Genomic DNA, 14,763 nt, shown 5'->3' on the forward strand with positions numbered 1-14,763 from the left:
TGCATGAGACTGGCTTGCTGACAAGTGATCTTCCCGGAAGAGTTGGGTGTAGCAGCGCGTCTCGTGTGTATCTGTGTAGGTGATTTCTTTTCCAGAGGTGAAATATGAAGCAGCTCTTCAAACCCGTGACCACTCAGGCATCACGACTTCCTGCGATGACCGCTCTGCTGGCGGCCGCCTTGATGGCCGGGCACGCTCAGGCGCAAAACGCGGGCACCAAAGAGGTGCAGCGCCTGGCCAATGTGGTGCAGCTTTCAGCCGATGGCACTGTGGAGGTGCGCCAGGACTGGATGACGGCCACGCTTTCCGTGTCCAAAGATGGACGCGATGCGGCCACCGTGCAGGCACAGCTGCAGAAGATTGTCGACGCAGCCATGAGCGTGCTGCGTGCCGAGGCACAGGGCGGCAAGCTGGAGTTCAACAGCGGCAACTTCTCCATCTCACCGCGCTATGGCAACAATTCAAAGATTGAAGGCTGGCAAGGGCAGGCCGAGGTTGTGCTGCAAGGGCGTGACTTTGTGCGCATTACGCAGGCCGCTGCCAAGGTGCCTGACATGACGCTGGCGAGCATGGGCTTCAGCCTGTCGCGCGAGGCCAGAGAGAAAGTGGAAGGCGAGGCACAGGCCAAGGCTATCGAGAACTTCCGTCAGCGTGCCACGGCGATTTCCAAGAGCTTCGGCTTTGCGGGCTACAGTCTGCGCGAGGTTGCGGTCAACAGCAGTGGCGGCTCCGTCAGGCCTATGCCTCGTCCTCGCATGGCCGCCATGAGTAAGAGCAGTTATTCCGATGCGGCGCCGGTGGCTGTGGAGGCCGGGCGCGCAGAAGTGACAGTCAGCGTGGGCGGCTCAATCCAGATGCAGTAATTGGCTTGCATCCCTCAGTGATATGAAAAAAGGAGCTGCTTGCGCAGCTCCTTCTTGATTTACAGCAGAGTTTTATCTTGAATCCAATGAATGACAAGCGCTGCCTGCTATGAAATTGATAAAGTGTTGCGCAGCTCGTTTATTGAGCCGTCCAGCCGCCATCCATGTTCCAGGCCACGCCGCGCACATTGTTGGCGGCGCCGGAGCAGAAGAAGACCGCCAGCTCGCCCAGCTCTTCGGGCGTGGTGAACTGCTGAGAGGGCTCTTTTTCGCCCAGTAAAAGCTTGGTTGCCTCTTCGTTGCTGATGCCCAAAGCGGCGGCCTTGGCGTCCACCTGTTTTTGCACCAATGGCGTCAGCACCCAACCGGGGCAGATGGCGTTGCAGGTGATTCCCGTGGTAGCGTTCTCCAGTGCCGTAACCTTGGTCAGCCCGACGATGCCGTGTTTGGCGGCGACATAGGCCGATTTTTCGGCAGAGCCCACCAGGCCATGCACGGATGCCACGTTGATGATGCGGCCCCAGTTGGCCTGCTGCATGGCGGGCAGTGCCAGACGGGTGGTGTGAAAGGCGCTGCTCAGATTGATTGCGAGGATGGCATCCCACTTCTCCACGGGGAAGTCCTGAACCTTTGCCACATGCTGAATGCCTGCGTTGTTGACCAAAATGTCCACACGGCCAAATTCCGAGGCGGCGTATTTCATCATGGCTTCGATTTCGGCCGCCTTGCTCATGTCGGCGCCGTGGTAGCCAACCTTGATCCCGGCCTCCTTGCCAGCTTGCTGAACCTGGGCGCGTGGTCCGTCCACGTCTCCAAAACCGTTCAAAACGATATGGGCGCCCTGACGTGCCAAAGCCATTGCAATACCGAGGCCGATTCCGCTGGTCGATCCTGTCACGAGCGCGGTTTTGCCTTTCAACATGGACATACGAGGTCTCCGAATGAATTACGATGCGACGACAGCCATTATCAGCCTCGGCCTTGAAAGCGCGCTCTCCATGAATCAACCTACGCTGAATTACGTATCGTGTCCCGGAGCTGCCGCCATGGCTCCCAGCTGGGCCAGCGCTCAGCGTCGTCAGCAGACTGAGGCCCAGCCCGAAGGCACGCACCGTATGGCCTACTGGGAGTGGAACAACACCGGCAACCCACAGCATCCCCATGTCATCGTCTGCGTGCACGGGCTGTCGCGCCAGGGACGAGACTTTGATGTGCTGGCCGCACAGCTCAGCCGTTTTGCCCGCGTGGTTTGCCCCGATGTGGTGGGGCGTGGCGAGAGCGATTGGCTGGTAGACCCGATGGGCTATCAAGTGCCTTTGTACGCTGCCGATATGCTGGCGTTGCTGGCTCAGCTGCACGCGCAGGCAGCCATTGAAACCCTGGATTGGGTCGGCACCAGCATGGGGGGGCTGATTGGCATGGCCTTGCTGGGACAGCCGGGCCTGCCGCTGCCTGTGTCGCCTGGCAAGCTGGTTCTCAATGACGTGGGGCCAGCCATTGAATGGGGCGCACTGGAGCGCATTGGCTCTTATGTCGGCAAAGGCTTGCACTTTCCCAACTTTGATAGCGCTGCTGCCGCAATGCGCTTGATATCTGAGGGGTTTGGCCCACATACCGACGAGCAGTGGAATCAGCTTTCTTTGGCAATGGTCAAGCCAGATACCGAGTCAGGAGTGGTGCTGCACTACGACCCCCGCATTGCGGCACCCATGGCGCAAATGACGCGTGAAATGGCGCAGGCGGGAGAAGCCTTGCTCTGGCAGCTATACGATCAGATCAAGGCACAAGTCTTGCTTATCCGAGGCGCTGAAAGCGACCTGCTGTCACGGCGCACCGCGCAGGCAATGGGGGAGCGTGGACCGAGGGCGTTTTGCACGGAGTTGCAGGGTGTGGGACATGCGCCCACCCTGGTGGCTCCTGGGCAGGTGGCTTTGGTTCGACAATTTTTGCAAGGGGATAGTGGGCTGCCGGCAAGCATGAGCCTTGCGCAGCAAGCCCAAGAGGAAGCTGAATGAAGACCAGCGATATCGCAAACACAGTCTCAGACGCCGCACCCAAGATCACGGCTCCGACGCCACATCTGATTACCGCTACGGCTGAAGTGATGCCAGGCCAGGCCAATGCACTGGTGCGTGCCCGCGCTTTTGCCGAGCCTTTGATTGCCGGCGAAGTCATGGAAACCGGGGAGAACACCCTGGCCCATGCGGATGCTGTGGCGGCCATTCTCAAGAAAATCGGTGGTTCCGAGATCATGCAGGCCGCCATTTATCTGGTGCATGCCAGTGTTCATTTGAACAAGCCTCAGGAAGTGATTGCCAAGGCCTTTGGCGATAACTTTGCCACCTTGGCGGTAGAGACGATCAAGCTCATTCGCGTGCAGCAGCAGGCACGTGATGCAGAGCTAAGCACCCAGCATGTGGATGGTGTGGCAACCCAGACCGAGAATGTGAGAAAGATGCTGCTGGGCTTCTCACGTGACCTGAGAGTGGTGCTGCTGCGACTGGCTTCACGCCTGCAGACGCTGCGCTACTACGCAGCGGAAAAAAGCCCAGTCTCTCCCAGCATTGCGCGTGAAGCGCTGTATGTATTTGCGCCGCTGGCCAACCGGCTGGGCATCTGGCAGATCAAGTGGGAGCTGGAAGATCTGGCTTTTCGTTTTTTGGAGCCGGACACTTATCGCCAGATTGCGCGCCTGCTCGATGAAAAACGGGTCGAGCGCGAAGCCTATATGGAGCAGATGCGCGCGCGTCTAGAGGCCGATCTGCGGGCCCATAGCATCAGTGCTTCTGTTCAGGGCAGGCCCAAGCATATCTACAGCATCGTCAAGAAGATGCGTGGCAAGTCGCTGAGCTTTGATCAGTTGTTTGATATCCGGGCCATGCGCGTCATCGTGCCTACGGTCAAAGATTGCTATGCCGCTTTGTCCTGGGTGCATGAGCAGTTCACGCCACTGGAAAAGGAGTTTGACGACTACATCGCCAAACCCAAGCCGAATGGCTACCAGTCGCTGCACACCGTGGTGCGTGATGAAACCGGGCGCACCATAGAAATTCAAATTCGTACGCAAGCCATGCATGACCACGCCGAGCATGGTGTGGCAGCGCACTGGGCCTATAAGGAAGCGGGCACCAAGGGGTATGCGGGGGTGACGGCCTCCAGTGAATACGATGCCAAGATTGCCGTGCTGCGCCAATTGCTGGCCTGGGGCAATGATCTGACGGGGTCTGCCCAGCGCGGTCTGTTTGAAGATCGCATCTATGTGCTCACACCCGATGCAGCCGTAATCGAGTTGCCGCAAGGTGCCACACCGGTGGACTTTGCTTACTCGGTGCACACCAGTCTGGGCCATCGCTGCCGTGGTGCACGCGTAGACGGTGCCATGGTGCCGCTCAACACGCCACTGGAGAGTGGTCAGACCGTAGAGATCAATACCGCCAAAGAAGACAGGCCCTCACGTGACTGGCTCAATGCCGATCTGGGCTACTTGGTCAGCAATCGTGCCAAGGCCAAAGTACGGGCCTGGTTTAATGCCCAGGCTACGCATGAAACCATCTCGCGCGGTCGTGAATCAGTAGAAAAGCTGTTGCAAAGAGAGGGCAAGACGGCGGTCAAGCTGGAAGAGCTGGCTGCTCAGCTTGGCTTTAAGTCTGCGGAGGCGCTGTTTGAAGTGGTCGGTAAGGACGAATACTCGCTGCGCAATATCGAGGTCGTGCTGCGCCCCAGTGAAGAGGAGCCCGAGGAAGACGCTTTCACACCGGTGCGCAAGGCGAGAAGCCATGACTCTTCACGCAGCGGCGTGCTGGTCGTTGGCGTGGACTCCCTCATGACCCAGTTGGCCAAGTGCTGCAAACCTGCACCGCCGGATGACATTGCTGGCTTTGTGACCCGCGGCAAGGGAGTGAGTGTGCATCGTTGCGATTGCTCCAACTTTCGCGAGATGAAGGCAAAGAACCCCGAGCGCGTCATCGAGGTGGATTGGGGAAAACCAAAGCATGTGGACAAAGGGGGGCCGGTCTACCCCGTAGATGTGGCTGTCGAAGCTGCTGACCGCCAAGGCCTGCTTCGAGATATTTCGGATGTGTTCGCACGCGAGAAAACCAATGTCATTGGCGTTCAGACTCAGTCCGTCAAGGGCACAGCATGGATGACCTTTACCGTGGAAGTGTCCGACTCTGGTCGTTTGAACAAGGTGCTGGGCATTGTGGCCAATGTCTCTGGGGTGCGCTCAGCAAGAAGACGCTGATGCAAGTCTTGATGGTGGAGAGCCGCTGTAGATGGCAAGAAAGTTTTAGCTCTCAAAAAATGAGTGAAAAACCCATGCTACAATTGCTTCATCGAACAGAACAACAGGCGCGTAGCTCAGCTGGTTAGAGCACCACCTTGACATGGTGGGGGTCGTTGGTTCGAGTCCAATCGCGCCTACCAAATATCGCAAGCAAAACCAGAGCTTGCAGCAAAAGTGCCCGCTAACAAGCGGGCATTTTTGTTTGTTCAGTACGGAGCAAGTACGGAAAATATTCTCGGATTTGGGTGCTATCAAATGCGTATTTTTCAGCACAAATAGTATTGCGTATACACGCCACGCAGCCGCTTTCACACCGCATGCACTTGAAACCAGCATAAGAGCGGTACCTAGTCGGCTTAGTGAGCAATTTCCGCATTAGATTGATTGCAGTTGGTCACTTCAGAATGATGAACGACTGTTGTTGCCCAAGTAGTCAAGCACGGAGGCTGAGCTCATGCTCACTTCTTTCTTCAGTTCTGGAATGCACTTTTGTGCACTCACGGACTTCCTCATCAGCTCAAAAGATCAACCAGGTAAATCTTGCTGTCCATGAGAGAACATAGGTGCGATTAAATTCGATCAAATGGCGCTGGTTTGTCCTCTTCGTGGACAGATCTTGGCCGATATCAATTCTTATTTTGAGCAGGCTGCTGTCCCCCCATGTATGTGATACGTGAGGGGTATGCAAAGCACCCTACAGCAGCCTATGGTCACTGACCGTATTTGCGCTTCGCATCTGTGACGCATGTGTCCTTGGCATCACCTGACAATGCATCGCAGCGCTCTTTTGCAGCTTTGTAATCAGCTTCGCGAGTCTTTTCGCTGGCATCTTTTCGTGCTTCAGCAACATCGCTGGACTTTGCCGTTGGATCATGTCGTACCTCAGCAACCTTGGCACTTTCCAATGCCTTTATATGTGCTGCCTTGGCATCTTTTTTACAGACATCTTTTTCGTTGCCTGACAGGTCATCGCACTTTTCTTTCGCTACGTCGTAATCTGCATCAGCCTTGCTCTTAGCAACGGCATAGCGATTTTTCTCGCTAGGATCAGACTTGTACTTCAGTTCCGCAGAGGCAATTTTCTCAGCACCTTTCGCTTGCTCTTCGCAGACGTCTTTGGCGTTGCTCTTCAAAGATTTGCACTGCTCTTTGGCTGCCTTGTATTCAGCGCTGATGCGATCCTTTTCAGCAGAGTGCTCGGCAGGAGTTAGAGCGAAGGACGAGGCAGCCAATGCAGTAGTGGCACACGCGATGGCCAGTTGGATGTTGAGCTTCATGACATTCTCCTTTTCAGGTTCGTCATTACGATGCTGGTAGACATACGCAATGGATCGTTAACCAACGCCGTAGCATGAGATGACGTAATTTGGCGCTGGGCGAACATTCACTTTATGCAGCCTGACGCGCGCTGGACGTCAGGTATCTCTAGACATCAGGGTCGGGCAGAGACTACGTCGTTACACATTTATTTGGCCAATTTCTGATCTTCGCTTTTGGCATCCTGCATCGCCTCAGGCTCAATCTCCTCGGCAGACCGATTGAGGTGTACAAAGCACCCCCAGCCAGCTATCAAAAAGCCAACCGCAACAACTAGTGCAGCCGAGTAAAGCAGGCTTGTTGGATCCTCTTGAGCTTTGAATGTTGCGATGAGCGCTTCTACGGCCAGAGCTACAACCAGGACAACAAGAAAACGGGAGAGAAAGCGACGAACTCTTGTGGGCCCGCTAATGTGGGTATTTCTCAGGACCTCCTCTTCGAGAATGGTTTGCGAAATTTGTAGAGCTACTACTGCCGCTGCCAAAACTCCCATCGCCTCAATCAGCATCAGGGTCTCGTCACTACCAAGGCCATTCGCCAGAGCATTCCACGCTTTGGCTCCCGCGATCCAAAGTAGCGCAATTGCCGCAAGGCCAAACACCAGTGACATGATTGAGTGAGCCACAGCAAATACAGCATGGAGTAATTTCATCACGCAAGTCTCCAATAAGCAGCACAGTGCAATCGATGATGAATCACGCACGAAGATTGATGTGTAGGAAAGAAGTGGCTCCGGTTTTTTGAACAGCTAGCGGTAATCCCCCCATCGATCTCGCTTAGCAACTGGATTCAGTTGTTCAAACGACCGGGACCACTTCTCTGCAGCGGAGGTTACTTCTATCAAGGGAAGAGGGCAGTTTTTCGAGCTGGATGCGCCTCTCAGACGGGGTACTCGTTATCTGAGGTCATGGATTTTAGGGACGCTCCTACAGCATCGATTCCATGTGCGCCGGACCATGGCTATTCCGTCGCCTTGGCGTCTTTGACACGGAAGGGAATTGATATGAGCGATCCAAAAGACAAGTTGAATCCTGACCCCATTACAGGAGAGCCAGGAGCTCACCCTGTTGGCACTGGCTTAGGGGCAACAGGAGGGGCAATTGCTGGCGCTGCTGCAGGTCTTGTCGGTGGACCAATAGGTGTAGCTGTTGGTACGGTTGTGGGTGCCGTCATTGGTGGCTTTGCGGGTAAAGAGGCTGCAGAGGTTGCGAACCCTACAGAGCATGACGCTTACTGGCGTGAGGCTCATACAGGTGAGCCGTACTACCTCTCTGAATACACATACGACGAATACGGGCCTGCCTATCGGGCCGGATATGAAGCACGATTTGCAGGAACAGACTGGGATGCAACCCGAGCGGAGTGGGCTCGTCGCTGGGATGCAGAGCACGCTGACGGCAAACTCAAATGGGAAAAAGCGGAGCCTGCTGTGAAAGCGGCATGGGAGCGTGCCAATCGCGCCTATGTTCAGGAAACAGGATCTTAATTTTTAGGTACAGGTAAGTGGCACCTCAAGACTCTTGCCTGATTTTTCTTCTTAACTTCCGTATGTATTCCATGCGGCTTTGCAATGTAAGCTTTAACGCACCCGCTATTGCGTGGATCTCATCTTCAGAGCGTTAAAGCACGCATTTCTTTTACAAAGGAAATTTCATGCCTAAAAGCCAGTCGAAGACAAAAACGCATCAGCAACAAGGTGGCGGAGGGGAATTGCAGCAGCAAGCAGGTGATGGCCATCCTGTGATGACGACCCAGCAGGGCATTGCGATTTCGGACAACCAGAACTCTCTCAAGGCATACGAGAGAGGTCCAGGACTGCTTGAAGACTTCGTTCTTCGCGAGAAGATCACACACTTTGATCACGAGCGTATTCCTGAGCGAATCGTGCATGCTCGCGGAACCGGGGCACACGGCTATTTCGAGTTGAGCGATTCGCTTGCCAAATTCACTACGGCCAAGGTGCTGACGGAAAAAGGGAAGAAGGTGCCGATCTTTGTGCGCTTTTCTACTGTGGCAGGGGGCGCAGGATCCGTTGACACCCCCCGAGACGTTCGGGGGTTTGCCATTAAGTTTTACACCGAGGAGGGTAACTGGGACCTTGTTGGAAACAACGTGCCGGTATTCTTCATCCAGGATGCAATGAAGTTCCCCGACCTGGTACATGCCGTCAAAATGGAGCCTGATCGAGGGTTTCCTCAGGCAGCAACCGCGCACGACACATTCTGGGACTTCATTTCATTGATGCCAGAGTCGATGCATATGGTCATGTGGATCATGAGCGATCGAACGATTCCTCGAAGTCTGCGAACCATTGAAGGCTTTGGAGTCCACAGCTATCGTCTCATCAATGCAAAGGGCGAGAGCACCTTTGTCAAATTTCACTGGCGGCCCGAGTTGGGCATTCAGTCCAACATCTGGGACGAAGCAGCGCAGTTGCAGGCCGCTGACAATGACTACCATCGTCGCGACTTGTTCGAAGCTCTGGAGGCGGGGCAAAAGCCCGCTTGGGAGCTTTCTGTGCAGCTATTCACGCAAGAGCAGGCCAACGCTCTGCCTTATGACCATCTTGACCCCACAAAAATCATCCCTGAAGAGGTGATTCCGCTGCGCAAGATTGGGCGCTTTGTGTTGGACAGGTGGCCAGATAACTTCTTTGCAGAGACAGAGCAGGTCGCATTTTGTCCCGCCAACGTGCCGCCTGGTATCGATTTTTCAAACGATCCATTGCTGCAAGGGCGCCTCTTCTCCTATCTGGATACCCAGCTCTCGCGTTTGGGAGGGCCAAATTTTGCGCAAATTCCGATCAATGCTCCCAAATGTCCTTTCGCGCATCATCAGCGCGACGGACATATGCAGATGCAGGTGCCAAAAGGGAGAGTGGCGTACGAGCCGTCAAGCTTGCAGTCCGATAGTCCGAGAGCATCTTTCTCTCAAGGAGCCCGCGCATTTGCGGAAATGGCGAATGGAAGCAAAGGGCGAGTTCGGCCTGAGTCATTTGCGGATCACTACAGCCAGGCGCGTATGTTTTATCGTAGCCAAAGCGAGGTGGAGCAGTCACACATTGCGAGCGCGCTGGTGTTTGAACTATCCAAAGTTCAGACACCGCATGTACGCAGTGCGATGGTTAGCCATTTACGCGTGATTGATGAGAAGCTGGGCCAGAGGGTTGCCGCAGGGTTGGGCCTGTCGCCTGCGCCTGATGCCGCAACGCCTGCAGTACCCGTGATCGACCTGGATCTGAGTCCTGCTACACGAATCATCGACCGCATGAAGCTGACACTGGAAGGGCGGTGTATCGCCATCTTGGTCGATGAAGGCTCGAATGCCGAGACTGTAGCAGCCCTGCGTAAAGCTCTTGAAGCGGAGAAAGCTACTGTCAAGATCATTGCTCCGCGAATTGACGGAATCAAGCTAAGCGATGGCAAGACGATTCATGTAGACGGGCAACTGGCGGGCTCACCTTCTGCTCAGTTCGATGCCGTCGCCTCCATCATTGCGCTTGAATCAGGAAAGAGGCTTTCCAAAGATACGGCTGCTCAGAACTGGTTTCGCGATGCCTTCGGACACTTGAAAGCCATTGCAGCATGCAAAGGGACACAAGCCATCTTGTCGGCAGGAGGGGTTAATCCAGACGCAGGCGTAATAGATCCATCAGAGGTAGAGGCCTTTATCAAGGCTGCCCAAACCCGCTTTTGGAACCGCGAACCGGCAATACGGACGCTTGCATGAAGGGTGATGCAAGTTAAGGACTCTGCGATGATCTAGGTTTTATCTCAAGGATCTTGAGATTTGAAGTTTTCCACGCATGATGGTGGGAGTATCTCGTGGTCATGCGATAGATCTTTGCAGATCAACAATGGGCTCTTATGAGCCCATTGTTTTTAGGTCTTAAGCCCTGATGCGGATTCCAGTCTTACCTGGTCAGTTTCGTTTTATTGCCAGGCTAATAGCGCTGTATCTAAGCCTTTAGCGCTATCAGAACATCTCCATGGGCAGCTCCATCACGCTGTCTGCGCCGTGAAGAACAGCATCAGCCTGCCCGGGAACGCGAGCCAGAATGTGCTCGGCGTAGAACTTGGCTGTGGTGAGCTTGGCCTGCATAAAAGCAGCATCCTGACCCAGATTCAGTTGTGCCTGGGCTGCCAGGGCAGAGCGGCCCATTTGCCAGCCGGCAACCAGATTGCCCGTGAGCATGAGGTAGGGGACGCTGCCTGCATATGCTGCATTAGGGGCGGCTTTGGCATTGGCCACCATGAAGTCCACGACCTTCACAAAGGCCTGGCGAGCCAAGCTCAGGCTGGCAGCGATTGCCTTAGCTGTGTCGGTGCCGCAGGCGTTCAGTTCGGCTTCGGTCTTTTCGATCTGGGAGGCAATGGCCTTGGCGGTCTGGCCGCCATCTCGCACAGTCTTGCGGCCCACCAAGTCGTTGGCCTGAATGGCGGTAGTGCCTTCGTAGATGGTCAGGATCTTGGCATCGCGGTAGTACTGGGCGGCACCGGTTTCCTCGATAAAGCCCATGCCACCGTGCACCTGCACGCCCAGGCTGGTGACTTCCAGGCTCATTTCCGTGCTGTAGCCTTTGACCAGCGGCACCATGAACTCATAGAAAGTCTGGTTGGCCTGACGCACGGCTGGATCAGGGTGGTGGTGGGCTGCATCGTAAGCGGCAGCGGCCGTGGTGGCCATGGCTCGGCAGCCCTCGTTGCTTGCGCGCATGGTCATGAGCATACGGCGCACATCGGGGTGGTGAATGATGGTGGCGCTGGTCTTGACGGAGCCATCGACGGGGCGGCTTTGGACGCGCTCCTTGGCGTAGGCCACGGCATGCTGGTAGGAGCGCTCGGCAACGGCAAGACCCTGAACACCAACGGCATAGCGGGCCGCGTTCATCATGATGAACATGTACTCAAGACCGCGATTTTCCTCACCCACAAGGTAGCCAATAGCACCGCCGTTGTCGCCAAACTGCAGCACGGCCGTGGGCGAGGCCTTGATGCCCATCTTGTGCTCGATGCTGACGCAATGCACATCGTTGCGCTCACCCAGAGAGCGATCCTTGTTCACGAGGAACTTGGGCACGACAAAAAGGCTGATGCCCTTGACGCCTTCGGGCGCGCCAGCCACGCGGGCCAGCACCAGGTGGACGATGTTGTCCGCCATGTCGTGTTCGCCATAGGTGATGAAGATTTTGGTGCCGAACACTTTGTACGTGCCGTCGCCCTGAGGCTCCGCCTTGGTGCGAACCAGAGCCAGATCGGAGCCTGCCTGAGGCTCTGTCAGGTTCATGGTTCCTGTCCACTCGCCGGTGACCAGCTTTTCCAGATAGGTTGTCTTGAGCTCATCGCTGCCGGCAGTGAGCAGGGCCTCGATAGCGCCATCGGTGAGCAACGGGCACAGCGCAAAGCTCAGATTGGCGCTGTTGAGCATTTCGATGCAGGCTGCGCCAATGGTCTTGGGCAGGCCCTGGCCACCAAAGTCGGTGGGGTGCTGCAGGCCTTGCCAGCCGCCTTCGGCGTACTGTTTGAAGGCATCGGCGAAACCGGGCGTGGTGGTGACGACACCGTCCTTGAGTGAGGAAGGGTTGAGGTCGCCGGGCACGTTCAGAGGCGCAACCACACCTTCACAGAGTTTGGCGCATTCTTCCAGCACAGCCTGTGCTGTTTCCAGACCGGCATCTTCAAATCCGGGAATCTGGGCAACTTGATCGATCAGAGCCAGATGCTCCATATCGAACAACATGTCTTTGATGGGGGCTGTGTAGGTCATCGTCTCTTTTTCCTTGAATGCAGATCCAGCGGGGTGCTGGATCTGGGTAGTGCCTTTGATTGTTGGGGATGCTCCATGCGGCAGTAGGCAGGGGCTTCCCTCGACTTCATGCGCGCTGTTTGGTAACGAAATTGATGGGCGCGCATTGTGTTGACGTTTACGTAAACGGAATAATTTTAGAGGCAGTCCATGCTTGCGTGACTGTGCCAAAGCGCAATATGTTTGCCAAGGCTTGCGGCAAGCTTGCAATCAAAGTGAAACTCTGTGGTTAATCTGAAAAACTAAGTGTTTACCCTTGTTTTTCATGTGCTTTACTCAAGCGCTGAAAGCCTTAAACTCTGTGGTAGAGGGGGGCGCCAGAGCGACTTTTGTCTTGCCGAATCTCGCCTGAAGCCAGCAATTCATCCAGATGCTGAGAGATGCTGCGGGCTTCGGCTCCCTGAACCCAGGGGGCATCAAATCCTGGCGGGTAGAGCAGGCGCTGCTCCACCATTTGCTCCAGTGACAGCGGTTGATTGCTCAGCCAACCCAGAATCCGGGCCTCTCGCTCATCGATGACGGCCGCAAAGCGCTGGAGGCTGCGCAGAAAAGTCTCTCGTTCGGTGTAGATGCCTTTGTGGTGCGATGTGACCCAGACCTTGGCATCGATCTCGGGCAGGCGCTGCAGGCTGCGGCGAAAGTCGGCAAGGCAAGAGCAGGCGTCGCCGTAATACGGGCCAAAGCCCGTCAGGTCGATATCGCCGATAAAGGCCACGCCCTCGGGCTCGACCAGCAGCACGCTGTGGCCGGCCGTGTGCCCGGGCATATGAATGGCGCGGATGCGTGACCGGCCCAGATCCCAGATGGCGCCGTCTTCGTAGCCCTGGGCATCGGGTCTGGGTTGGTAGAAAAATTCGGTCTCCAGCTTGGCGCGGATTTGCTGGGCCACCGGGCCATGGGCCCAGCCCAGCGTGGCCAGCAAGCCCTCCCAGCTTTGCAGCGCTGGCAAGTCGGCCTGATGTGCAAAGACCTGCGCTTGCGGCAGGCGGTGCAGGCCGGCCATATGGTCTTCATGCACATGGCCCAGCACCACCAGTTCAGTGGCGTCGAACTCGGCACCGATGTGGTTGGCCACGATGGGCGTATCCAGCGCCGCCAGCGTATCGCTGCCGGCAATCATGATCTGGTTGCCGTCCGGGTATTTGCCGCCTTTGGCGCCGCGAAACACTGTCACGCGGCCAAACTGGTGGCGCTGTATTTCTGGAGGAGAAGGGGGGCTGGGGAATGTCATGGGCTGCATCATCGGGTTCTGGCTTCTGCGAAGATTAAGCCAATGAATGTGACGGCGCTGTCACTACGGCGCGAGCGAAAGATGAGTGAAATGACACAGCAAGACAAAGAGGCTCATTTGATTGAACACCCCATCAAGAGCGAGCTGGTGCACCAAGGCAGCTTTTTGACCGTGAAGCTCGACACCGTACGCTTGCCCCATGGTGGGCAGGCCACGCGTGAGTATGTGCTGCACCCCGGTGCGGTGGTGGTGATCGGCCTGCTGGACGATGGCCGCGTGCTGCTGGAGCGCCAGTTTCGCTACCCCGTGGGGCAGGTGATGACGGAGTTTCCCGCTGGCAAGCTGGATGCGGGCGAGCAGCCGCTGCTCTGCGCACAGCGCGAGTTACTGGAGGAAACCGGCTACAGCGCACGTGAATGGGCCTATGCCGGCCCCATGCATCTGGCGATTGGCTACTCCGACGAGGTGATTCACGTGTTCTTTGCGCGTGGCCTGACTGCGGGCGAGCGCCATCTGGATGCCGATGAGTTTCTCGATGTCTGCAGCATGACGCCTACAGAGTTGCTGGAGGGCGTCCGTACCGGCCAGGTGACCGATGCCAAGACCCTGAGCTGCTGCCTGTGGTTGCAGAACGTGCAAAGCGGAGCCTGGGCGCTGGACTGGCAATGGGCCTGATCCGGTAAGTAGCCTGATTATTTTGATAGCTGCCTGCGCTTGATGTGCATTGGATTCAGCATGGAAAATATCTGAAACCATTGCACGTAAAGCGCTAGCAGCTCTTATTTTGAATATGCCTTTAATCGATGAACTCTGTCGCGCGGGGGATTCTGTATCGTCCCAGACCATCCGATAAACTCGGCCCATGCACCGAAGAGCGCGACCCTGCAGTAAAAGGGGAATGGCCGATGGCGGTGTTCAGGAGAGTTTCATGGAATCGTCGGATCTTGAAGATGACAGCATTTTTGAAAGCGCAGCCGAGCTGTTCAAGGCCATGGCCGCGCCCATGCGGCTGAAGATCATCAGCGCGCTGTGCAATGGAGAAAAGAATGTCTCCGAGCTGCTGGCGTCGATTGACACCACCCAGCCCAATATGTCCCAGCATCTGAACACGCTCTACCAGTCCGGCATTCTGGGCCGCAGGCGCGAGGGCGTCAGCATCTACTACTTCATTGCCAACGAAAAGGTGGTGCATATGTGCCGCACGATCTGCGTGCAGATTGCCATCGAGCAGAACTGATGAGCTAACACCGAAAAAAGGCGCC

12 protein-coding genes and 1 tRNA gene are annotated in these 14,763 nt (G+C 56.1%); 8 read left to right on the forward strand and 5 right to left on the reverse strand.

The genetic code is table 11. The features are described 5' to 3' along the window. Positions 1-104: 104 nt before the first annotated feature. A complete protein-coding gene (locus AC2I9W_RS00855; RefSeq protein WP_486408199.1) occupies positions 105-863 on the forward strand; it encodes an SIMPL domain-containing protein in 759 nt (252 codons plus the stop codon). A 139-nt stretch (positions 864-1,002) separates the two neighbouring features. Here the strand turns inward: AC2I9W_RS00855 and AC2I9W_RS00860 are convergent, their stop codons facing one another. Beyond that, positions 1,003-1,785 carry a 3-hydroxybutyrate dehydrogenase gene (locus tag AC2I9W_RS00860; RefSeq protein ID WP_486408687.1) on the reverse strand — a complete coding sequence of 261 codons (783 nt, stop codon included), beginning with the start codon at positions 1,783-1,785 and terminating at the stop codon, positions 1,003-1,005. 76 nt (positions 1,786-1,861) lie between these two features. Here AC2I9W_RS00860 and AC2I9W_RS00865 point away from each other — a divergent pair, with 76 nt between their 5' ends. The 3 genes from AC2I9W_RS00865 to AC2I9W_RS00875 all read left to right on the forward strand — a co-directional run bounded on the left by AC2I9W_RS00865 (position 1,862) and on the right by AC2I9W_RS00875 (position 5,288). After that, positions 1,862-2,878 carry an alpha/beta fold hydrolase gene (locus AC2I9W_RS00865; RefSeq protein ID WP_486408200.1) on the forward strand — a complete coding sequence of 339 codons (1,017 nt, stop codon included), beginning with the start codon at positions 1,862-1,864 and terminating at the stop codon, positions 2,876-2,878. Beyond that, positions 2,875-5,106 carry a RelA/SpoT family protein gene (locus AC2I9W_RS00870; protein ID WP_486408201.1) on the forward strand — a complete coding sequence of 744 codons (2,232 nt, stop codon included), beginning with the start codon at positions 2,875-2,877 and terminating at the stop codon, positions 5,104-5,106. Before AC2I9W_RS00865 ends, AC2I9W_RS00870 begins: the two co-directional genes overlap by 4 nt. 105 nt (positions 5,107-5,211) lie before the next feature. Then, positions 5,212-5,288 (forward strand) — tRNA-Val (locus AC2I9W_RS00875). A 570-nt stretch (positions 5,289-5,858) separates the two neighbouring features. Here AC2I9W_RS00875 and AC2I9W_RS00880 read toward each other — a convergent pair. Beyond that, complete coding sequence (locus tag AC2I9W_RS00880) at positions 5,859-6,425, reverse strand: hypothetical protein (protein ID WP_486408202.1); 567 nt, start codon at positions 6,423-6,425, stop codon at positions 5,859-5,861. 188 nt (positions 6,426-6,613) lie between these two features. Beyond that, a complete protein-coding gene (locus AC2I9W_RS00885) occupies positions 6,614-7,117 on the reverse strand; it encodes a hypothetical protein (RefSeq protein ID WP_486408688.1) in 504 nt (167 codons plus the stop codon). Positions 7,118-7,468: 351 nt separating this feature from the next. Here AC2I9W_RS00885 and AC2I9W_RS00890 point away from each other — a divergent pair, with 351 nt between their 5' ends. Together AC2I9W_RS00890 and AC2I9W_RS00895 are read left to right on the forward strand one after the other, a co-directional pair. Further along, positions 7,469-7,951 carry a hypothetical protein gene (locus AC2I9W_RS00890; RefSeq protein ID WP_486408203.1) on the forward strand — a complete coding sequence of 161 codons (483 nt, stop codon included), beginning with the start codon at positions 7,469-7,471 and terminating at the stop codon, positions 7,949-7,951. A 167-nt stretch (positions 7,952-8,118) separates the two neighbouring features. Continuing rightward, complete coding sequence (locus AC2I9W_RS00895) at positions 8,119-10,194, forward strand: catalase (protein WP_486408204.1); 2,076 nt, start codon at positions 8,119-8,121, stop codon at positions 10,192-10,194. Positions 10,195-10,440: 246 nt separating this feature from the next. On the opposite strand, the gene AC2I9W_RS00900 is transcribed toward AC2I9W_RS00895, so the two are convergent. Together AC2I9W_RS00900 and AC2I9W_RS00905 are read right to left on the reverse strand one after the other, a co-directional pair. Further along, complete coding sequence (locus AC2I9W_RS00900; protein WP_486408205.1) at positions 10,441-12,231, reverse strand: acyl-CoA dehydrogenase; 1,791 nt, start codon at positions 12,229-12,231, stop codon at positions 10,441-10,443. Between the two features lie 331 nt (positions 12,232-12,562). Continuing rightward, complete coding sequence (locus tag AC2I9W_RS00905; RefSeq protein ID WP_486408206.1) at positions 12,563-13,501, reverse strand: MBL fold metallo-hydrolase; 939 nt, start codon at positions 13,499-13,501, stop codon at positions 12,563-12,565. A gap of 90 nt (positions 13,502-13,591) precedes the next feature. On the opposite strand from AC2I9W_RS00905, the gene AC2I9W_RS00910 reads away from it, so the two are divergent. After that, positions 13,592-14,176 carry an NUDIX domain-containing protein gene (locus tag AC2I9W_RS00910; protein WP_486408207.1) on the forward strand — a complete coding sequence of 195 codons (585 nt, stop codon included), beginning with the start codon at positions 13,592-13,594 and terminating at the stop codon, positions 14,174-14,176. A 253-nt stretch (positions 14,177-14,429) separates the two neighbouring features. Then, on the forward strand, positions 14,430-14,738 hold the full coding sequence (locus AC2I9W_RS00915) for an ArsR/SmtB family transcription factor (protein WP_486408208.1): 309 nt from the start codon (positions 14,430-14,432) through the stop codon (positions 14,736-14,738). Positions 14,739-14,763 lie beyond the last annotated feature (25 nt).

It is taken from the genome of Comamonas sp. FUJ_7, assembly GCF_057369555.1.